Annotated in this window: 20 protein-coding genes; 6 read left to right on the top strand and 14 right to left on the bottom strand. The window is 42.7% G+C overall.

Annotated elements, in window-relative coordinates:
* Nucleotides 1–4 precede the first annotated feature (4 nt).
* The 4 genes from CN378_RS05395 to cyoE form a co-directional block, all read right to left on the bottom strand.
* Nucleotides 5–634: a cytochrome (ubi)quinol oxidase subunit III gene (locus CN378_RS05395; RefSeq protein ID WP_034755953.1), complete on the bottom strand. Its 630-nt coding sequence runs from the start codon at nt 632–634 to the stop codon at nt 5–7.
* Complete coding sequence (gene ctaD / locus CN378_RS05390; protein WP_483295054.1) at nt 634–2,451, bottom strand: cytochrome c oxidase subunit I; 1,818 nt, start codon at nt 2,449–2,451, stop codon at nt 634–636. Before ctaD ends, CN378_RS05395 begins: the two co-directional genes overlap by 1 nt.
* Nucleotides 2,452–2,531: 80 nt before the next feature.
* Nucleotides 2,532–3,608: a cytochrome c oxidase subunit II gene (gene coxB / locus CN378_RS05385; protein ID WP_098350902.1), complete on the bottom strand. Its 1,077-nt coding sequence runs from the start codon at nt 3,606–3,608 to the stop codon at nt 2,532–2,534.
* Nucleotides 3,609–3,710: 102 nt separating this feature from the next.
* The gene (gene cyoE, locus CN378_RS05380; RefSeq protein WP_098350901.1) at nt 3,711–4,625 is read right to left on the bottom strand and encodes a heme o synthase; all 915 of its coding nucleotides are present in this window, start codon (nt 4,623–4,625) and stop codon (nt 3,711–3,713) included.
* A gap of 479 nt (nt 4,626–5,104) precedes the next feature.
* On the opposite strand from cyoE, the gene CN378_RS05375 reads away from it, so the two are divergent.
* On the top strand, nt 5,105–6,022 hold the full coding sequence (locus tag CN378_RS05375; RefSeq protein WP_483295053.1) for a COX15/CtaA family protein: 918 nt from the start codon (nt 5,105–5,107) through the stop codon (nt 6,020–6,022).
* A 40-nt stretch (nt 6,023–6,062) separates the two neighbouring features.
* Here CN378_RS05375 and pyc read toward each other — a convergent pair whose 3' ends face one another.
* From pyc to glsA, 4 genes are all read right to left on the bottom strand, one after another.
* A complete protein-coding gene (gene pyc / locus CN378_RS05370) occupies nt 6,063–9,503 on the bottom strand; it encodes a pyruvate carboxylase (RefSeq protein WP_098350900.1) in 3,441 nt (1,146 codons plus the stop codon).
* A gap of 141 nt (nt 9,504–9,644) precedes the next feature.
* Complete coding sequence (locus CN378_RS05365; protein ID WP_098350899.1) at nt 9,645–10,862, bottom strand: FtsW/RodA/SpoVE family cell cycle protein; 1,218 nt, start codon at nt 10,860–10,862, stop codon at nt 9,645–9,647.
* Nucleotides 10,863–10,976: 114 nt separating this feature from the next.
* On the bottom strand, nt 10,977–11,258 hold the full coding sequence (locus tag CN378_RS05360; RefSeq protein WP_034755973.1) for an Fpa/YlaN family protein: 282 nt from the start codon (nt 11,256–11,258) through the stop codon (nt 10,977–10,979).
* Nucleotides 11,259–11,456: 198 nt separating this feature from the next.
* Nucleotides 11,457–12,380, bottom strand: coding sequence for a glutaminase A (gene glsA, locus CN378_RS05350; protein ID WP_098350897.1), 924 nt, complete (start codon nt 12,378–12,380; stop codon nt 11,457–11,459).
* A 139-nt stretch (nt 12,381–12,519) separates the two neighbouring features.
* On the opposite strand from glsA, the gene CN378_RS05345 reads away from it, so the two are divergent.
* Entirely contained in the window at nt 12,520–13,017 is a 498-nt protein-coding gene (locus CN378_RS05345) for a hypothetical protein (RefSeq protein WP_098350896.1), read from the top strand.
* A gap of 77 nt (nt 13,018–13,094) precedes the next feature.
* Here CN378_RS05345 and CN378_RS05340 read toward each other — a convergent pair whose 3' ends face one another.
* Complete coding sequence (locus CN378_RS05340) at nt 13,095–14,423, bottom strand: PhoH family protein (RefSeq protein ID WP_098350895.1); 1,329 nt, start codon at nt 14,421–14,423, stop codon at nt 13,095–13,097.
* Between the two features lie 178 nt (nt 14,424–14,601).
* Here CN378_RS05340 and CN378_RS05335 point away from each other — a divergent pair, with 178 nt between their 5' ends.
* The gene (locus tag CN378_RS05335) at nt 14,602–15,204 is read left to right on the top strand and encodes a YhcN/YlaJ family sporulation lipoprotein (protein WP_098350894.1); all 603 of its coding nucleotides are present in this window, start codon (nt 14,602–14,604) and stop codon (nt 15,202–15,204) included.
* Nucleotides 15,205–15,252: 48 nt separating this feature from the next.
* Here CN378_RS05335 and CN378_RS05330 read toward each other — a convergent pair whose 3' ends face one another.
* A complete protein-coding gene (locus CN378_RS05330; RefSeq protein WP_098350893.1) occupies nt 15,253–15,708 on the bottom strand; it encodes a pyridoxamine 5'-phosphate oxidase family protein in 456 nt (151 codons plus the stop codon).
* Nucleotides 15,709–15,889: 181 nt separating this feature from the next.
* Between CN378_RS05330 and CN378_RS05325 the strand changes: the two genes are divergently transcribed.
* Nucleotides 15,890–16,090 (top strand): YlaI family protein, encoded by a 201-nt coding sequence (locus CN378_RS05325; RefSeq protein WP_060669973.1) that lies wholly within the window; start codon nt 15,890–15,892, stop codon nt 16,088–16,090.
* Nucleotides 16,080–16,529, top strand: a complete 450-nt coding sequence (locus CN378_RS05320) for an HAD family hydrolase (RefSeq protein ID WP_098350892.1) — start codon at nt 16,080–16,082, stop codon at nt 16,527–16,529. The genes CN378_RS05325 and CN378_RS05320 overlap by 11 nt, the downstream gene beginning before the upstream one ends.
* Before the next feature lie 42 nt (nt 16,530–16,571).
* Here the strand turns inward: CN378_RS05320 and CN378_RS05315 are convergent, their stop codons facing one another.
* Together CN378_RS05315 and typA are read right to left on the bottom strand one after the other, a co-directional pair.
* Nucleotides 16,572–16,880, bottom strand: a complete 309-nt coding sequence (locus tag CN378_RS05315; protein WP_098350891.1) for a YlaH-like family protein — start codon at nt 16,878–16,880, stop codon at nt 16,572–16,574.
* A 23-nt stretch (nt 16,881–16,903) separates the two neighbouring features.
* On the bottom strand, nt 16,904–18,742 hold the full coding sequence (gene typA / locus CN378_RS05310; protein WP_098350890.1) for a translational GTPase TypA: 1,839 nt from the start codon (nt 18,740–18,742) through the stop codon (nt 16,904–16,906).
* Between the two features lie 282 nt (nt 18,743–19,024).
* Here typA and CN378_RS05305 point away from each other — a divergent pair, with 282 nt between their 5' ends.
* Nucleotides 19,025–19,210, top strand: a complete 186-nt coding sequence (locus tag CN378_RS05305) for a YlaF family protein (protein ID WP_098350889.1) — start codon at nt 19,025–19,027, stop codon at nt 19,208–19,210.
* 51 nt (nt 19,211–19,261) lie between these two features.
* Here the strand turns inward: CN378_RS05305 and CN378_RS05300 are convergent, their stop codons facing one another.
* Both CN378_RS05300 and CN378_RS05295 read right to left on the bottom strand, forming a co-directional pair.
* Nucleotides 19,262–20,059 (bottom strand): inositol monophosphatase family protein, encoded by a 798-nt coding sequence (locus CN378_RS05300; protein ID WP_098350888.1) that lies wholly within the window; start codon nt 20,057–20,059, stop codon nt 19,262–19,264.
* Between the two features lie 221 nt (nt 20,060–20,280).
* Nucleotides 20,281–20,475 (bottom strand): hypothetical protein, encoded by a 195-nt coding sequence (locus CN378_RS05295; protein ID WP_034756016.1) that lies wholly within the window; start codon nt 20,473–20,475, stop codon nt 20,281–20,283.
* Nucleotides 20,476–20,513: the final 38 nt, after the last annotated feature.

The raw sequence follows: 20,513 nt of genomic DNA, 5'->3' as shown, positions 1-20,513 counted from the left end.
CAGTTTATCCCACCATTCCCATTAAGTATACTACTGTAAAGATAAATACCCATACAACGTCGATAAAGTGCCAGTATAGAGAAGCCAAGTAGAACTTTGGAGCATTGTACAGATTCAATCCACGTTTAGCATTACGAAGCATCAAGCTGACGATCCAAAGAAGGCCGAAAGCAACGTGTCCCCCGTGGAAACCTACAAGTGTGTAAAAGGCTGAGCCAAATGCACTACTAGTAAAAGTATGCCCGTATTCATGTACGTAATGATTAAACTCGTAAATTTCTAATCCAAGGAAACCTGCACCAAGAAGCACGGTGATTAATAACCAGGCCTGCATACGTTGGAAATTATAGTTTTTCATGTGATACATCGCGTAAACGCTTGTCAGTGAGCTTGTTAAAAGAAGCATCGTTGCTAAAAACGACAGCGGTAAATCAAAAAGATCCGTTGTAAGTGCATGACTGTCACTAGGTACTCTGTTTTTCAGAGCTAAGTACGTTGCGAAAAGAGATCCGAAAAGAACCGTTTCTCCACCAAGGAAAAACCAGAATCCCATAAATTTATTTTTCCCCTCAAGGGTAGCCTTTTCAGGGGAGGCCGGCCAGGTCTTCGGCGTGAATTTTTCTTCAGCGTGCATTATGCCTTACCCCCTTTATCGTCATCCAATAAATCTTCCTTATGAACATGATATCCATGATCATCTATAACAGAACGAAGGAACATGGATCCCAGCGTGATCAGCATACCGATGATCAGTACAGGTAATGCCCATGCCTTATCATCAACGTGATACATGGCACCAAATGCCGCAATGAATAGTCCAAGTGAAATAAAGAAAGGCAGAATGGAATTATTCGGCATATGGATATCCCCGACAGGCTCGGCTGGTGTCAATCCTTTGTTCCCTTCCATTTTCTCTAACCAATAAGCGTCCAACCCACGGATGAGCGGAGTTTGCTTAAAGTTATAGAAAGGTGGTGGTGACGGGATTGCCCATTCAATGGTACGACCGTCGCCCCAAGGGTCATTGGAAACTTTCACACCTTTAACCTGTGTAGCGATGATATTGATCACATATACAATGACGGCTACACCCATGAAACCGGCACCGATGGAACTGATTAAGTTAGCTGTCTCGAATCCTTGACCAGGCAAGAACGTCCAGACACGACGCGGCATTCCCATAAGTCCAAGGAAATGCTGGATGAAGAATGTTAAATGGAATCCGATAAAGAATAACCAGAAAGCGATTTTCCCTAAGAAATCATTCAACATTGTTCCAAACATTTTAGGCCAGTAATAGTGTGTTCCAGCTAATAGGGCAAATACTACACCACCTACGATAACGTAGTGGAAGTGAGCAACAACGAAATACGTATCATGGAACTGGTAGTCTGCTGCGGCAGATGCCAGCATGATTCCCGTTACCCCACCCGCTACGAAAGTAGGGATGAATGCTACCGCATAAAGCATAGGAGTCGTAAATCGCAAGCTTCCTCCCCACATAGTAAGGAGCCAGTTAAAGATCTTGATACCTGTAGGAACGGCAATAGCCATTGTTGCAACCGCGAAGATTGCGTTCGCTATCGGCCCTAAACCGACTGTAAACATATGGTGAGCCCAAACCATGAAGCCTAAGAAACCGATCAATACGGTCGCAAATACCATGGATGAGTAACCAAATAAGCGTTTTCTAGAGAAGTGTGGAATAATCTCTGAGAAAATCCCGAATGCCGGTAATACAAGGATATATACCTCAGGGTGACCGAAGATCCAGAAGAAGTGTTCCCAGATGATCGTGTTCCCTCCGTTAGCTACATCGAAGAAATTCGCTCCGAACATACGATCAAATAGCATTAGGAAGAGTCCTACTGTTAATGCCGGAAATGCGAAAAGAATAAGTGCAGATGTCACAAATACTGTCCAAGTGAACAACGGCATACGCATATATGTCATTCCTGGAGCTCGCATATTGATAATGGTAACAAGGAAGTTGATACCACCTATCAACGTACCTGCACCGGCTATCTGTAACCCTAATACATAGAAGTCGATTCCGTGACCAGGTGATGCCATTGATAGAGATGCGTATGAAGTCCATCCTGCATCTGGAGCCCCTCCCATAAACCATGAAAGATTCAGGAATACTCCCCCTAAGAAGAATAACCAGAACCCTAATGAGTTGACGAAAGGAAACGCAACGTCACGAGCACCGATCTGCAATGGTACAACCGCATTCATAAATGCAAATATTAGTGGCATGGCAGCCAAGAATATCATCGTCGTACCGTGCATGGTTAATAATTCGTTGTATAAACCCGCACTAACAAAATCATTGTTAGGAACAGCAAGTTGTATACGAATGATAAGAGCTTCCAGTCCTCCTACGAGGAAGAAAAATCCTCCTGCCATTAGGTAAAGGATGGCGATCTTTTTATGGTCCACTGTTGTCATATAGTCCCATACAGTCGCGCCGAAGCCTTTTTTCTGTGCATAGCTACTCACGATTAAACCTCCCTTTTACTAATCCCCAATTAATCTTGAACCTTTAAGCCCATTAAATACTCTGCAAGTGCATCAATTTCATCTTCCTGCAGGTTACCGTATGTACCTGTCATTTTATTACCCGGTTTATACTGCTCAGGATCAGAAATCCAACTTTTCAATTCTTCTTTATTATGATCCAATACCCCTGCGATACGTGAACGCTCACCGAAGTTAGCTAAGTTAGGAGCAAGTCGGGCTGATTCTGGTCTTCCATCCTGTGGTGATACTGCGTGACAGCTTAAGCATTTTTTGTTGAAGATTTCTTGTCCTTGTTGAGCTAAATCAGAAGCCGGTTTCGGTTCTCCTGCATTTTTCATATCTTCAACCCACGCTGTGAATTCTTCTTGAGGAAGCGCTTTAACTTTAAAGTCCATTAGAGCATGGGAAGGACCGCATAGCTCAGCACATTTCCCGTAGAATATTCCGCCTGCTTCTTCGGATTTATATCCGTCGAACTCAAGGAAGAATGTATTCACACCATCTACGTTGGTATCAATCTTACCTCCTGCAGCAGGAATCCAGAATGAATGTTTTACATCTGAAGCCGTCACATTGAAATATACCTTTTGATCGGTAGGGACAACTAAATCTTGAGATGTAATGATCTTTTCATCGGGATATTCGAACTCCCACCAGTAAAGGTTGGCACGGACATTTATAACCAATGCTTCACGATTTCCGTCTGCATCTTTTTTATCCATAGCCTTGGTATCGGCTAACTGAAATGTTGCGGTTACAGTCGGCACTGCCAGGATTAAAAGAAGGATGATAGGAATGACTGTCCACACGATTTCAAGTGTGTGACTACCTTCTACTTGTTTAGGGATTTTTGTATCCCCTTTCTTTCTACGGAAACGAATGATCGCAACCATATAGACGACCATGACGACAATGATGACCAACACCATAATTAATGTAGCAAGTATCATCAGATCATATTGTGTCTGTGCTACTTCACCAGCTGGCTGCAGTGTGGAGAGAAATGGCTCTCCACAGCCAGAAAGAACTAGCGCTAACATTGCTACAATCGAGAATAAGCGCCACTTTGATAGCCTTGCTTTCATAGCTTAATCAAACCCCTCTTTCATGTAATGTACTGTTGAATAATACAAGGACCCATAAAAATATCTATTTGGATTTCTTATCAGAAAGAATTCCCACTAATCTTAAAGCACTGTAACGATGACCATCGCTACGAACAAGATAGTCAAGTAATTCAATGAATAAACAAACATAAGCTTTGACCACTTAATATCGTCTTTCATTTTGTAACCCGCAAGTCCGAGTGCGAGCCAGCCGATGTTGAAGGCCGTCGCCAGGATAAAGAAGAACATGCCGAGATCCATCAAGAAGAATGGAAGCGGCAACAGTGCTGCAACCCACGCTACGATATGGTGCTTTGTCGTTGCGAAACCTTTAACTACCGGGAGCATTGGTATATTAGCAGCTCTGTATTCTTCGACTCTCTTCATCGCTAATGCGTAGAAATGAGGCGGCTGCCAGATAAACATCATAAGGAATAGTACCCAAGCGATGACATCAAGGTTAGCATCCACGGCTGCCCAACCGATTAATGGCGGGACCGCACCTGAAATACTTCCTACAATCGTGTTGCTGACATATTTTCTCTTTGACCACATTGTATATAATACTACGTAACTAAATACCCCGATCAGCCCAATGACACCTGCCGTGATCGTCGTCATGAATAACATGATGAGACCGACCGCAATCATGATTAACCCTAGGGTCAATGCCTTTGGTCCATTGATCTTACCTGTTACGGTAGGTCGTTCCTTCGTTCTCTCCATCAAGTGGTCGATGTCCCGATCATATACATTATTGATCGAACAGGAGCCCGCAATAATAAGGGAAGAGCCTATCAATGTAAGAAACATGATATCCAGGGAATTCAGAAAGTGTGTATTCGTAAAGTAAAAAGCTAACCACATACCCGTAAAGGTTGTAATTAAATTAGAATTAACGATTCCAATTTTGATGAGTGCTAAAAAATCTTTCCAAGCAGTTGAAGCTGTCACATCTGCTTTTTCAACGTCTGTCACTATTTGACTGTTAGACATTTTCTCTCTCCTCTCTATAAAAAGCAAGAGGTTTACTGCCACCTCTATACTATATAGGAAATGATTAACTATTTCTATATTCATCTGTAAATTCATCCACAGATAAGAAATAGTATATATGCTATCAATATTATATTAAACCATATATTTTTTCCTTTTTGGGGGAGAATTAGACAATTATGTGAAGAAATTGTGAAGAAAGGAAGGTGCAGAAGGTTCTTCATATTTCTACAAACATTTTAATCCCATCATACCACAAATCAGAGCTAAGCGCTTACAGATTTTGTTTTTATGCAAATTAGTCCTTCCCTACTATTACTATTCTCTATTCTCTTAAGATAAATGCTCATAATTCTGTAACATTTTATCGGTTGAGTTTTACAGACCTTTTCTGTATTATCGTAGTGGCATATATATTTTTCTACTATATTTATTTTATAGAAAGTGTGTAGAGTCTATTAATTAAGAAGGTGAATAGATTGCATAAAGGTGTTCACAAAGGATTAAAGTGGCTTGCCGTTTTAACTACATTGGGTATGTTATTTGTTTTATTAGGCGGAGCACTGGTAACGAAGACAGAATCCGGCATGGGCTGCGGGCGATCTTGGCCCCTTTGTAACGGACAGTTAATACCTACTGATATAACATTTGAGCTGGTAATAGAATTAGCCCACCGTGTCGTATCCGGCGGTGTAGGTCTATTGGTCCTCGCATTATCGATATGGTCATGGAGAGCGATTGGATATAAGCGCGAAACGAAATTCCTTGCGGCACTCTCTTTCTTTTTCCTTGTATTGCAAGGTCTCATCGGAGCAGCGGCTGTTCTGTGGGGTCAATCTGATTTCGTCCTTGCCCTGCACTTCGGTATTTCACTTATTTCCTTTGCTTCTATATTATTACTGACACTCTTGATTTTTGAGGTGGATCAGAAATTTGATGCGAACTCATTAGTCATCAACAAACGGATGAGATTTCATACGGTCGGAGTGACGATATACAGTTATCTTGTTGTGTATACCGGTGCTCTGGTAAGACACACGGAGTCGAGCTTAGTGTGTAAGGATTGGCCTTTATGCGTCAATTCCTCGCCGAGTCTTCCGACAAACCTGTACGAATGGATTCAAATGGGCCACAGGGCAGCGGCCGGCTTCATTTTCTTATGGATTGCATACATCACTTACATTGCCATAAAAGAGCATAAGCACCAGAAAGTGATTTACTGGGGATGGATCATTGCCTTTACCCTGGTTTGTCTCCAAGTGATGAGCGGTGCACTCGTCGTGTTCACCAGATTGAATCTGGCGATTGCTTTAATGCACGCTTTGATTATCGCTTGTCTGTTTGGATTATTATGTTACTTCAACCTCCTCTCTTCAAGAAGTAAGCGGAAGGAATAGAAAAAAGGATTCCGGGTCAATGTCCCCGGAATCCTTTTTATTACGCTTTATTCACTTCGATCAATAAATCTCCAGGGCTTATGGCATCACCATTTTGTACGTAGATATCTTTCACCACTCCTGCAAACGGAGCCTGAACGGTCGTTTCCATCTTCATGGCTTCCGTTATCATTAGATGATCTCCCTTTTCAACCGTTTCTCCTTTTTCTGCAATAACCCTTATAACGGTCCCAGGCATGGAAGCCCCGATGTGATTTTCATTCTTCACATCAGCCTTCACCTTGGCTGCCACTGTAGATTTAATACTCTCATCCTTAATGACCACTTCCCGCGCCTGGCCATTCAGCTCGAAATAAACAATTCGTGTACCATCAGCCTGAGCCTGGCCAATCGAAACAAGCTTCACAATGAGGGTCTTCCCGGTTTCAATTTCCACTTCGATTTCTTCACCCAGCCTCATCCCAAATAAGAATGTCGGGGTGTCGAGAACTGAAATATCTCCGAATTGGTCCATTGTTTGTGCATATTCCATGAATACTTTCGGATATAGGGCATATCCAAGGGCATCAAAGCTCGTGACGGGACGCTGCAGATCCTCGAAGAGCTTTTCTTTGAGGGCTGTGAAGTCCACATCATCCAGAAGCTCTCCCGGCCTCACTGTCAACGGGGTGCGCCCTTTCAGGATCACGTTCTGCAATTCTTTCGGGAAGCCGCCATGCGGTTGTCCCAGATGTCCTTCGAATAATTCCACCACTGAATCAGGGAAATCAATCTTTTCACCCTTTTCGATTACATCTTCTTCTGTCAAATCATTTTGAACCATGAACAGCGCCATGTCACCGACGACTTTAGAAGAAGGAGTCACTTTGACGATGTCCCCGAAGAGTTGGTTTACCCTTGCATACATGTCTTTTACTTCTTCCCAACGAGGCCCGAGTCCCACAGCTTTTGCCTGTTGCTGCAGATTACTGTATTGTCCCCCTGGCATTTCATGTTTGTACACTTCAGAATGTGGTGACATCATGCCACTTTCAAAGTCTGTATAATATTTCCTGACGTCTTCCCAATAGTGGGAGAGGGTTTCCAGTGAATCGATGTTTACATTCGGTTCTCTTTCCGTCCCTTTTAACGCATAATATAACGTGTTGGCACTAGGTTGAGATGTCAGACCGGACATGGTGCTCAGCGCTGTATCGACAATGTCTACTCCCGCTTCGACGGCTCTTGCGTATGTGTAGATTCCGTTCCCGCTCGTATCATGTGTATGAAGATGAATCGGGAGGCTGACTGTATCTTTCAGTTCCGAAATCAACCGGTAGGCTGACTGAGGCTTTAGGAGTCCTGCCATATCTTTGATTGCCAGGATATGTGCTCCGCTAGCTTCAAGCTCCTTTGCCATATTCTTATAGTAATCGATACTATATTTTGTACGGGTCGGATCATCGATATCACCGGTGTAACAAATGGCTGCTTCTGCTATTTTCCCGCTTTGTCTGACGGCATCAATCGCTACTTCCATCCCTTTGATCCAGTTTAAGCTATCAAATATCCTGAAAACGTCGATACCTGCAAACGCTGATTTCTCGACGAATTCCCTTATTACATTATCTGGATAGTTCTTATACCCTACCGCATTGGATGCCCTGAGGAGCATCTGGAATAATACATTTGGAATCCTCTCTCTCAAAGTCAATAATCGGTTCCACGGGTCTTCCTTAAGGAAGCGGTAGGCTACATCGAAAGTCGCTCCACCCCACATTTCATAGGAGAACATATCCGGCAGCAGTTGTGACGTAGGTTCCGCTATCTGTTTAAGATCATTCGTCCGTACACGTGTAGCCAGTAATGATTGATGGGCATCCCGAAAGGTTGTATCGGTGAGCAGTACAGAGTTCTGTTCCTTCACCCAGTTCACAAGACCTTCTGCCCCATGCTGATCAAGGATTTGTTTTGTACCTGGTTGGAACTCTTTCTTCAAATCAAGGGACGGCACCCTTGGTTTTGAGAATACAGGCTTTTTCTTCTTCTCGATCCCCGGGAATCCATTAACGGTTACGTTTCCGATATATGCAAGCATCTTCGTTCCACGGTCTTTCCTTTTCGGGAAAATGAACAGTTCAGGAGTCGTATCGATGAATGATGTATCGTATTGACCCGTAATAAAATTCTCATGCTTCACGACATTTTCTAAAAACGGGATATTCGTCTTGATCCCCCGTATTCTAAATTCTTGAAGATTTCTGACCATTTTGGATGCAGCTTGTTCAAAAGTAAGAGCCCATGTAGAAAGCTTTACGAGAAGGGAATCGTAATAAGGCGTGATGACCGCGCCCTGGAATCCATTACCTGCGTCCAGACGGACACCGAATCCTCCACCTGACCGGTAGGCCATGATTTTCCCGGTATCAGGCATAAAGTTATTCAATGGATCTTCCGTGGTAACACGGGACTGGATCGCAAATCCATTTGTCCTGATGTCATCCTGAACAGGGATCCCAAGCTTGTCGCTATGAAGGGCATGACCCTCTGCAATCATCAATTGCGACTGAACGATGTCTACACCTGTCACCATTTCCGTAATCGTATGTTCCACTTGAACCCGCGGATTCACTTCGATGAAGTAGAACTGATTGTTTGCTACAAGGAACTCGACGGTACCGGCATTCACATACTTCACGTTATCCATCAACCTGACGGCGGCTTCACAAATATCTTCCCTCAGCTGATCACTCAAGGATACGGATGGCGCTATTTCCACTACCTTTTGGTGACGCCTTTGGATGGAACAATCACGCTCATATAAGTGAACGATGTTGCCGTCATGGTCCCCAAGGATCTGTACTTCGATGTGCTTCGGATTTTCGACAAATTTCTCTACATAAATTTCATCATTTCCGAATGCTGCCTTCGCTTCCGATTTTGCCCGCTCATAAGCTTCTTTTAAGCTTTCAAGGTTACGGACGATACGCATCCCGCGTCCCCCGCCACCCAATGATGCCTTAATGATGATCGGGAAACCATGGTCTTTTCCAAAGCTGATGACTTCTTCCAGTGTCTCTACAGGTCCATCTGTGCCTGGAATGACCGGAATATTCGCCAGCTGTGCCTGGTGACGTGCCTTTACTTTGTCACCAAACATATTCAAATGCTCTGAATGGGGTCCTACAAAAGTGATTCCTTCTTCTTCACAGCGTCTTGCAAAATGAATGTTTTCAGACAGGAAGCCATATCCCGGGTGGATGGCATCGACATCGGCATTTTTTGCAATCCGGATGATCCCCTCTATATCTAAATACGCATCAATAGGCTTTTTCCCTTCGCCTATCAAATAAGCTTCATCAGCCTTATAACGATGATATGAACCTGAATCTTCCTTGCTGTAGATCGCAACCGTTCGAATATTCAGTTCAGTACACGCTCTGAACACACGGATGGCAATTTCCCCGCGATTTGCTACCAGTACTTTTTTGATTTTCTTCACTACTCTCTCTCCTTTAGGCTATTCATGTTTGAATTTTCTATTATGCAGTCTATGAAAAAAGGGCTGACCCGAAAGATAATTAAGAAGTATCTTAGGGGGCAGACCCTAGACTTAGAGTTTTAGATACTCTATCAAAGTGACCTACATTTTTACACCATATATTTTTTTGCTATTATCCATATTCTCCGAAGGATAGTCATTTTCCTTCTTTTTTTTATATTTTTCTTCATATTTTACAAACATCGACACATTTACGAGGACACCCATCGACAAAGATAGCACTAAAAGGGATGATCCTCCGTAGCTGATGAATGGGAGGGGAACCCCTGTAATCGGGATCAATCCTGAGACACCGCCAAGATTGATGAAAGCCTGTATACCGATCATACAGGAGATTCCGATCGCGAGCATCGTGCCGAACGGGTCCTGACATTTCACACCGGTATAAATCCCCCTGAGTACAATATAGGAAAGTCCGAGGATGACAAAGCTAACCCCGAAAACGCCTAACTCTTCGGCAATGATCGCCATGATGAAATCAGTCTGCGGTTCCGGTAAATAACCAAGTTTTTGGACACTCTGCCCTAAACCAAGGCCTTTCACTCCCCCGGATCCGATGGCCAGGTACGAGTTCACAAGATGATACCCTTCCCCCTGGGCATATTTAAATGGGGAGAGATAGGCTTCGATCCTGCTGAGCCTTTCCTTTGTGAAGATAAAGCCCCTTGCCAGGTAGATGACCGGTGAGAGGACGATCAAAAAACCGACTCCCAATCCAGCCAGCTTGAAAAACGTCTTATAACTGATCCCGGAACAGGAAATGACGATGGCTCCGATGGCAAAAATGATGGCTGCCGTACCAAAATCCGGTTCTAAAAATACCAAAAAGCAAATAAAGCCAAGAAACAGCAATGGCGGTGCGAGACCTTTATTAAAATCATCTATGTATGCCTGTTTCTTGGAGTATACAGAACCAAGATAAATAATGACGGCTAGCTTGGCAAATTCCGAAGGCTGTATGGGCATGAAACCCAGGTTGATCCAGCTTTTCGCATTATTCACTTCATACCCGAAAATATGTACGGCAAGTAACAAACCAATGATCACAATCATAAGACCCTTAATGATCTTACCGACTTGAAAGGCTTTATAAGGAAACCAGGCCGCTGCCGTAAAGGCAATGAAACCGATGATGATATTGATCATCTGCCTTTTATAAAAATGGTCGCTATCCCAGCCAAAACGTTCTACGGCCATGACCATACTGGCACTATAAATCATTACAAGGCCAAATAAACAAAGGAAAACATACACAGCGATTAACGAATAATCATATGACTTTGCTATTTTTTTAATCATGACATTTCAATCCTTTTTCTCTTATATCATTTTCATCACTCTAAGGCATTCGTTCCACTTAACAAAAAAACTCAAACAACAGATCTATGTATTGTTTGAGTTGTCATGACTATTTTACTTTTTTGTAGATGCTTCATGGAGGGCAGAAAGTTGCCTTTCCAAGGAATCAATCAAATCTTTTCCATCTTGATCATCTACAAGCCCTAAACGGACCGCAAATTCTATTTCACGAGATAATCCGAACATTTGGGTATCCAATACTTCCTCATATAGAGGACATTGGGGCATCGTTAAATTATCCATTTGCACTTTAATAAGTTGTAAAATCTTTTCTGCGTCGGCCTTTAACAGCTCATAGGCTTTTTCTCGATGATTAATTGTCATTTCTGACGCCACAGTGATCCCCCCATTCCGAACAAATAACCTTCCTGTCTTAAAATTTTATCGTTAAACCCGAGAAATTGCAAGAAAAATAAGTGTTTTCCACGGGATTCAATGACAGATTTTCGAATTATTACGGAAGGGAATATAAGGGTTATTTTCCCATCGGAAAGTGACCTGATTCTTTTCATGCCTCCTAAAAAAAGAGTTCCGTTAAAAGATACTCCACGAGTATTCATCACTGAGCATTTCAAGAAGTTTCAGCCCTGCACTGCTATTTCCGACATCATCGAGTGCCGGTCCAAAGATGCCGATTCCGCATTTGCCCGGTACAGATCCCATAATCCCGCCTGATACACCACTTTTGGCAGGGATCCCTACTTTGATGGCGAACTCGCCGGATGTATTATACATTCCGCATGTCACCATAAAGGTTTTACACACTCTTGCCACATCCCTGGTAATCAGTTCACGGCCGCTTTCCGGATCGATTCCGTCATTGGCGAAGACTGCCCCCATCTTCGCGAGATCGACACAGCTCATCTCCACGGCACATTGCTTTGTATAGAGAACGAGCAGATCTTCAACGTTTCCTGTGATCACCCCGTGCTGCTTCATGAAGTAGCAGAGAGATCTGTTCAGGTTGGCCGTTTGCAATTCAGAATAGGCCACGTCTTCATTGTAGGAGACCGTTTCCCCGGTCATATGGTTAATGAATTCAATTAATCGCTGCCATTTTTCCATTCCGGTATTTCCCTTGATCATATTCGTCACAGCAAGGGCTCCTGCATTGATCATCGGATTAAGGGGCTTCGACGGTTTGTGGGTCTCGAGTTTGGCTATGGAGTTAAACGGATCTCCTGTCGGTTCCATTCCAACCTTCGAAAACACATACTCTTCCCCATAGTCCATTAGTACAAGGGCGAGGGTGATAACCTTTGAAATGCTTTGAAGTGTGAATTTCTTCAGATGATCCCCTGCGTAACAGGAGTTATTATCCAAGGTGTAGATACTGATTGCCAGGTCATTGGGGTTTTGATCCTTCAATGCAGGTATGTACTCCGCTACCTTTCCATCCGCAGCAAAGGGTCTCGCCTTTTCAACCAACTCTTCCAGCCATTCCTGAGTTTTTATCATTGTTCCAACAGCTCCTTTTCACCTACTTATAGTTTCCCTATTTTCTTTCATTGAAAACGCTGAAAATGCTTTCAACTGAATGTGACAAACCTGGTTAGAACATATATACTGATACTATCAGCGTGAGGAGGAATCTGAAGTGGAAAGTATTATACCGATTAAAGGAAAAGTAAAATTTTCGATAACATTGGATTCAGGAGTATGGATATTTGATGATCGAAAAGTGGATTTAACTACATATTTTGAAGATAAAACAGAAAAAGTTGATGAATTAGAAGAATATACAAAGGCGGTTTCCAAGCATTGGTCCCGGGAAATCCAGGAAGGCGCTACCTATCCACCTACTTTGAAAACCGAGAAGAAGTACGAGAAAGAAAAGATTCTTAAAGGGACGTTCGCCATTCCTTTTGCACCTTTCCTAAAGAATGCAGAACCCCATTCTGATGCAACTTCTGTCGTGATTGAAACCGAAACCGGGGATCATACCCTGGATTTATCACAGGCAGATGAGCTATTGATCGGATTTTCTAAAGACGGTAAGCCGCTCAGGGAAAACGGGCCTGTCCACATTTATTACAAGGATGGTTCAAATAGAGATCAGCCGATAACCAACGTCAGGGCATTTCGAGTGGAATAATCTTAAAACAAAAACCGGTCCAGGAACATCTGAACCGGTTTTTTCATACGTTATAATCGTGCGATATTTCCAATTGTTTACAAAATATCCGCAGCCAGCTGAGCTAAGCCCGATCTTTCACCTTTCATGAGTTTTACATGTCCCGCTAATTTTTGATCCTTGAATTTTTCCACAACATACGTCAGCCCATTGTTATATTCATCGAGGTAAGGATGATCGATTTGAGCCGGATCCCCCATCAACACGATTTTGCTCCGTTCCCCTACGCGGGTGAGAATCGTTTTCACCTCATGCTTCGTCAGGTTCTGGGCTTCGTCTATGATGATATATTGATCAGGTATGCTTCTGCCCCTTATATACGTCAGGGCTTCCACCTCGATCGAACCCATTCCTGCAAGGATGTCATCAAGTTCCCCCGGTTTTTTCGTATTGAACAGATATTCGAGGTTGTCATAGATCGGCTGCATCCAAGGTCTCAATTTTTCTTGTTTTTCACCCGGAAGATAGCCTATATCTTTTCCTACCGGAACGATCGGGCGGGCAACGAGTAATTTATTGAATTTATTAAAGTCTTCGGTCTGCAATAGCCCTGCAGCGAGGGCAAGCAGCGTTTTTCCCGTTCCTGCCTTCCCGATCATGGTCACTAACGAAATATCATCCCGAAGTAATAATTCCGTAGCCATTGTCTGTTGGACATTCCGCGCTTTAATTCCCCACATATGTTCTTGGTCATACACCAATTTCTTCACCTTCAGGCCAGTGGCATCCACCATCCCCAATGCCGATGCAGAGCTTCCGAGGGCATCCTTCATGATGAGGAATTGGTGGGAATAAAATCGTTGTTTCGTTATATCAGAAAGGGTCAGTTCCCCTTTATCATAAAATTTATCCAAACTTTCTCTCTCGGTGTATAGTTCAATGAATCCGGTATAAATGTCATTCACTTCAATGACCCTGTCACTCAGGAAATCTTCCGCCTGTAAACCCAATGCGTCTGCCTTGACCCTTACAAGGGTGTCCTTGCTGACCAGAATGACCATTTTCCCATCCTTCTTTGTTTCTTCCTCAAGTGATAGATTTTTAGCTACAGCGATAATTCGATTATCATTTGTTTTCTCTATAAATATATCCTGGAGTTGCTGAAAGGAGCGGTGATTTAATTCAATCCTCAATGATCCTCCTGTATATAGGGGGATTTTTTCATGGAGCTTTCCCTCTTGCCGCAGATTATCTATCAGCTTCGATACATGTCTTGCGTTTCGTCCGATTTCATCCATATAACGCTTTTTGGAGTCCACTTCTTCTAAAACGACTGCAGGTATGACCACCTCATTATCCTGAAAAGAAAAGATGGCTTGTGGATCTTGTAATAAGACATTGGTATCTAATACATAAATTTTTTTCAAATCGATGCCTCCTGCTCCTGATTTCTTATTACTATTGTATGTAGCCAATGATGTTCCGGTTATTCCCAGCTACTCAAATAGGACGGCCCGTTTCTTAAAATATATGAATAAACGTATAAAGATAGAAGAAAATTACACAATAAGAAAAGATATTGATTCTAAATCGGGAGGTATTGACATGAAAAGACTCATCTCTCTAGTTATGGTGACCATCATGCTCGGAGCTTGCGCCAACAAAAATGAGGTCGGATATAAAAACGATGCGAACAGTAAAAACAATAAACCGATTACTGTCCAGGATAGCAACATTCAACATGTTCAACGAAAGTCCGGGCAACAAATCTCAAAGCATCTGGTCGACCTTACCACTTCTGTACCAGACGTAAAGGATGCAACGGCTGTAGTCATCGGTAAATATGCGTTTGTAGGCATTGATATCGATTCGGACGTAGAGCGTTCCCAAGTGGGATCGATTAAATACTCTGTAGCAGAAGCCCTTCAGAATGATCCCTACGGTGCTGAGGCGATGGTTATTGCCGACCCGGACCTGTATGCCCGCTTAAAGGAAATCAGTAAAGATATCCAAAGGGGCGAGCCGGTCCAGGGTATCATGAATGAGTTGTCTGACATATCGGGAAGATTGATGCCTGAAATCCCTAAGTCTTTAAAGCAGCCAGATCCCGAAAATGCACCAAATGAGCCGAAGAAAAAAATGAATGACGCGAAAGAAAAACAGCTTAGAAACAAACAAGAAGATCAAACATACGATAAAATCGATTGATTAAACCCTACATGCTAATAAGAAAAAGCCATGAAAAAGCTTAGGTATCTAAGCTTTTTTCATGGCTTCTATTACTTGGCGATCCAAACGGTCAGCGGCCGTTTTATCATATGTCTTCTCATAAGCGGGCTCAGTGGAAATTTTAGAACCATAAAACATGACATCCCTCACTTCATGAATGACAAGTTGAACAAGGGTGAGCTTCAAAGGCACTCCGGAAAGGTTTTCTTGAGTCACGGCAGCCTTCCCGCCAATCGAATAAGTTGATTCATTTGCAATTAAGTTCACAACAACAAGCGGATTACCCTTAATATTCTTAACGATTCTTGAGCGTTGATCCACAGCGAACAATAACGTTTGTTCGTCTTTGGCAAGGATCCAGGATATTGCACTTACATTAGGTCCCAGTGTTTCATGATCAACGGTAGAGAGTGTAACGAATCGCTCTGATTGCAGTTCTTCAAACAATGCAGGAATTAAGCTGGGTTCGACTTGATTAGCCATACAATCCCCCCCTGGTGACATTTTTCTAAGCGTTCTTATTTCATACGTGATTCATCTTGATTATACTATACCAAATTCCATTGTTAAAAGCATTCAGGAAAGTTAAATAAAGCGTTCGGCTATACTACATGATATACTAATGAGACTAGACTTATGATTAGAACAAGTAGAGGTGTACAGAATGAGAGTAAAATGCGCTTTATGTGAAGTAATTGAAAACATTGATGACTATTCCCTCCAGGCGAAAAAGTTGCGTAACAGACCCATTCACACGTATATGTGTGAAAAATGCCACGACCGGATCAAAGAGAAGACGGAAGAGCGAGTCTCAACGGGAAATTTCCGATTTTACCGTTCCCCTCAAGTGGAAGATGACTTTTAAACAGATCAGAGCCGGTACGGCCGTCGGAATTATTTCAGGTATCATATTAGGTTTATTCCTCAAATGGATGCAGGGACTCACAGGTATTAAAGTATATATCTTATTATTGAATGTGGATTTCATCCCGGTGTTTGCATCAAAACATCTGCCGGAATCGCTGGAGTTTTTCTTTCACTTGCTTATCTCCTGTGTCATCGGTGTGGCATTTGTGTACCTGCTGGAAAAGCTGACCATTTCAAGTAAGGGAGCATGGCTTCTTTCCCTGCTGTTAACCTTCCCCACTGTGTTCCTATACTTTCCCCTTTCTTATATGGCAGTGAAGGAAGTACCCGGTATGCTGAATGGTACTGCGATTCTTTTATGGACAGCCGGACATCTCGTATACGCCTTGAGCCTGCCTCCACTGTATAAGTTCACCACAGGATGGAAATCGGACTAAAAAAAGCTGTAGCCCCTTTGAGAGGGACTACAGCTTTTTTGCTTAAAACGTGCCTTTTTTCTTTTCGTTTGTCAGTCGGATCTTGTAAACCACCAAGATCAGAGCTGCCACGACCAATCCTTCCGCTACAGGCAGAAAGATGCCGAGAAAAGTCAGTACCGTACATCCAAGAATGAGAAACGTATAAATCAGGATGGATTTCATGACAGGCAGCTTTTTCGCAAAACCAAGCTTATAAACTAAGATCGAGAGCCCAACTATGGTTATATAAAGCAACCACATACCCATTTCCGCGTTTTGATCCACACGGTAAAGGGATGCGAAAAAGGACAAACGCTCCGTTACATCCATTTCCTACTCCCCCTTCACTTAGTTTATTGAGTAACCTTGTTTTTCTTTTCTGCTCTTTCACGTTCATTCTTATCAAGAATCTTTTTACGAAGACGGATCGATTCAGGTGTTACCTCGCAATACTCGTCATCGTTCAGGTATTCAAGAGACTCTTCCAATGTCATGATTCTTGCTTTTTTAATGGTAACGGTTTGATCTTTATTCGCAGAACGTACGTTAGTCGCTTGTTTCAGCTTCGTGATATTAACAGTGATATCATTTTCTCTCGTATGTTCCCCGACAATCATACCGCCATAAATTTCTGTACCGGATTCAACGAAGATAATCCCGCGATCTTCCACCTGCATGATACCATATTGAGATGCTTTCCCTGTTTCCATAGAAACAAGTACACCTTGGCGACGTCCGCCAACGCGGCCTTTTTGCAGTGGTTGATAGCCTTCGAATGTGTGGTTGATGATACCATATCCACGAGTAAGGGTCATAAACTCCGTTGAATAACCGATCAATCCGCGTGCAGGAACCATAAACATTAAGCGGACCTGTCCGTTACCGTTGTTTACCATATCCAGCATTTCACCTTTACGTTGACCCAGTGATTCAATAACTCCACCCATATATTCTTCAGGAATATCAATTTGAACACGTTCTACAGGCTCACTCTTCACACCATCTACTTCTTTAATGATAACCTGTGGTTTTGATACCTGTAATTCGTACCCTTCACGACGCATGTTTTCGATCAGGATGGAAAGGTGAAGCTCTCCACGTCCCGATACCGTCCATGCATCAGGTGAATCGGTCGGTTCAACACGTAAGCTTACATCCGTTTGAAGCTGAGCCAATAAACGTTCCTCGATTTTTCTTGAAGTAACAAATTTACCTTCTCTACCTGCAAATGGACTGTTGTTCACTAGGAACGTCATTTGAAGTGTTGGCTCGTCAATACGAAGGACCGGAAGTTGATCCTGATGTTCAACCGGACAAACCGTTTCACCGACGTTGATATCTTCCATTCCGGAAACAGCGATTAAATCACCGGCTTTTGCTTCCTGGATTTCTTCACGCTTTAATCCGAAGAACCCGAAGATTTTTGTTACACGGAATTGTTTAACCGAACCGTCAAGCTTCATTAACGCCACCTGCTGGCCAACTTTCATCGTCCCTCTGAATACACGGCCGATCCCGATACGCCCGACGTAATCATTGTAATCAAGCAGTGCAACCTGGAATTGAAGAGGATCTTCAGAGTTGTCGACTGGTGCAGGAATGTGTTCAATGATGGAATCATACAAACACTGCATGTTTTCGTCCTGTTTTTCAGGATCCGGATCTGTGCTCGCCGTACCATTGATGGCTGAAGCATAGACAACCGGGAATTCAAGCTGCTCATCATTCGCATCCAGTTCAATGAATAGTTCCAATACTTCATCGATGACTTCTTCAGGACGTGCTGAAGGTTTGTCGATTTTGTTTACCACCACGATCGGTGTAAGGTTTTGCTCAAGTGCTTTCTTAAGAACGAAACGAGTCTGAGGCATACAGCCTTCGTACGCATCCACTACCAGTAAAACACCATCTACCATTTTCATGATACGTTCTACTTCCCCACCGAAGTCAGCATGCCCTGGAGTATCAAGGATATTGATGCGGGAATCTTTATATTGAATCGCCGTATTTTTTGCAAGGATTGTAATACCGCGTTCTCTTTCTAAATCATTTGAATCCATCGCACGTTCTGAAACTGTTTCATTCTCGCGGAAGATTCCGGATTGCTTTAAAAGCTCATCTACTAATGTCGTTTTCCCGTGGTCAACGTGAGCAATGATAGCAATATTTCTAAGGTCATTTCTTAATTTCATATTTCCACTCCTGAATATTGGATTTCTTTATAAGGTTAAAGATGCTATTTTTCAGTTCAACTAGACCATTATATCACAGCATTGACAAAAGCCCTAATAAATATTTCACACTACCTATTCAATCCCACTAAAAGTTTCCATAAACATTTTATTCGTTCTTCCTCTTTGTCTCCGTTAGCCATTGCGCATTATTGAATTGATAGGTACACTTTAAGAAGACGGGCAGTGAGGATCTCCCGGACAATCTGTATGGTTAAGAATCATTTCATTGGGGGCTATAGAATGGCAAATATAAAGTGGATTTTCGTACTTTTTTCGGTATTAGCGGCGGTGTCGTTAATGGGCATTGCAATTTCAATCAGCTTACAAAGCATATTGCTCGCAGCGGCAAGCATCATTTGTTTATTCATTGTGATGGGATTCGGCTTTAAGACAAAGAAGAAGTACAGGGAAGAAGGAAGATTGTAGGAAGTAAAGAAGGAGTGGACGCTGTCATTTCATCAGCGCCCACTCCTTCTATTATTTATTCCTGTGAAGATAATCGTTCAGGATTGTTTCATGCAGGCCGGGCTTACCGACGAAGACCGAGCTTTTATTCAAAGGATTCAAAGGGTTTCCATCAAGGTCCGTCACAACTCCGCCAAGCTCTTCGATCATAATCTTTCCTGCTGCGAAATCCCAAGGGGCAAGGCGCATCGTCAAATATGCGTCCAGCCTTCCTGAAGCAACGTAAGCAAGTTCCATCGCCGCTGATCCATACGACCGAGTTCCCCGTACATCTTGAACCAGAGGAGCAAGGATGGAGGAATCAATCCGCTTATTCTCCGTCACCCATAATGCATTCAATGCGACAATCGCATCTTGAACAGGAACAGGGTCTAGTTCCGGAAGCTTGACATCATTCATATAGACTCCCTTGCCTTTGCTCGCAAAGTAAAGTTCGTCATGGACCACATCATATATGTATCCTAACTTCCCATCGTCTCCATCATAAATCCCGATTGAGATGGCAAAGTTCCGTTGTTGATGCACAAAATTCATCGTTCCATCAATCGGGTCGATAATCCAGGTGATTCCCGATAACTCCTTAAAGTCATCGCCATAGCCCTCTTCACCCAGGATTTGGTGATCAGGATATGTGCTCCGGATGTTTTCCGTAAAGTATCGTTCTGTCGCTTCATCCATATCTGTGACCAGATCATTCCGGTTCGATTTCGTTTTGATGTTCAATTCGGTTTTAAATGACTGACGAATCCTCTCACCGGCTTCATGTATCCATGTTCTAACATTTTGATCTAATTCAGTCCAATTTGTCATGTATTATTAGCCTCCAATGTGCATAACGAAAATCAGTATAGCTATAATATGGTCTATTCAGATAATCTTAACTCCTATATCCGATTCATTCAAGAAAAGAGACTCCATCATGAAAGATGAATTTTCCCCATAAAAAAGCGAACTCCGAAAACCACCATGAGCTCGCGTTCAAAAGTAGATTTTGTTATCAGCATACTTCAAACCGTTGAAAGATTAAAGCTTTATAGGGCCTTCATTTTCATAAGTTCTTCCCTGATGCTCATTAGTTTCTGTTTGGACTTGGTTTGGGTTTCTGTATTCTTCGTTTGAATTGCTTCGAACAATACGGCTAATTCATAATCCATTTCGAGTCTTAGTACATTCATTCTCTGCTGCTGGACATCACGTTTTTTAGAAGTGTTCATTACTTGTTTCATGACCATACACCCCTTCCGAGTTTTCGATTTATCTGATT

Origin of the sequence: Bacillus sp. AFS015802, assembly GCF_002561455.1 — a bacterium.
Taxonomy (GTDB): Bacteria; Bacillota; Bacilli; order Bacillales; family Bacillaceae_B; genus Rossellomorea.
This window is presented reverse-complemented; position numbering and strand designations above follow the sequence as displayed.

Bases quoted from the DNA above. Each gene is read 5' to 3' on its own strand.
- CN378_RS05335 (WP_098350894.1), top strand. From the start codon at position 14,602: ATGAAAAGACTCATCTCTCTAGTTATGGTGACCATCATGCTCGGAGCT.
- cyoE (WP_098350901.1), bottom strand. From the start codon at position 4,625: ATGTCTAACAGTCAAATAGTGACAGACGTTGAAAAAGCAGATGTGACA.
- CN378_RS05320 (WP_098350892.1), top strand. From the start codon at position 16,080: ATGACTTTTAAACAGATCAGAGCCGGTACGGCCGTCGGAATTATTTCA.
- coxB (WP_098350902.1), bottom strand. From the start codon at position 3,608: ATGAAAGCAAGGCTATCAAAGTGGCGCTTATTCTCGATTGTAGCAATG.
- CN378_RS05315 (WP_098350891.1), bottom strand. From the start codon at position 16,880: ATGGATGTAACGGAGCGTTTGTCCTTTTTCGCATCCCTTTACCGTGTG.
- CN378_RS05305 (WP_098350889.1), top strand. From the start codon at position 19,025: ATGGCAAATATAAAGTGGATTTTCGTACTTTTTTCGGTATTAGCGGCG.
- typA (WP_098350890.1), bottom strand. From the start codon at position 18,742: ATGAAATTAAGAAATGACCTTAGAAATATTGCTATCATTGCTCACGTT.
- CN378_RS05365 (WP_098350899.1), bottom strand. From the start codon at position 10,862: ATGATTAAAAAAATAGCAAAGTCATATGATTATTCGTTAATCGCTGTG.
- CN378_RS05395 (WP_034755953.1), bottom strand. From the start codon at position 634: ATGCACGCTGAAGAAAAATTCACGCCGAAGACCTGGCCGGCCTCCCCT.
- CN378_RS05300 (WP_098350888.1), bottom strand. From the start codon at position 20,059: ATGACAAATTGGACTGAATTAGATCAAAATGTTAGAACATGGATACAT.
- CN378_RS05295 (WP_034756016.1), bottom strand. From the start codon at position 20,475: ATGAAACAAGTAATGAACACTTCTAAAAAACGTGATGTCCAGCAGCAG.
- glsA (WP_098350897.1), bottom strand. From the start codon at position 12,380: ATGATAAAAACTCAGGAATGGCTGGAAGAGTTGGTTGAAAAGGCGAGA.
- CN378_RS05330 (WP_098350893.1), bottom strand. From the start codon at position 15,708: ATGGCTAATCAAGTCGAACCCAGCTTAATTCCTGCATTGTTTGAAGAA.
- CN378_RS05325 (WP_060669973.1), top strand. From the start codon at position 15,890: ATGAGAGTAAAATGCGCTTTATGTGAAGTAATTGAAAACATTGATGAC.
- ctaD (WP_483295054.1), bottom strand. From the start codon at position 2,451: ATGACAACAGTGGACCATAAAAAGATCGCCATCCTTTACCTAATGGCA.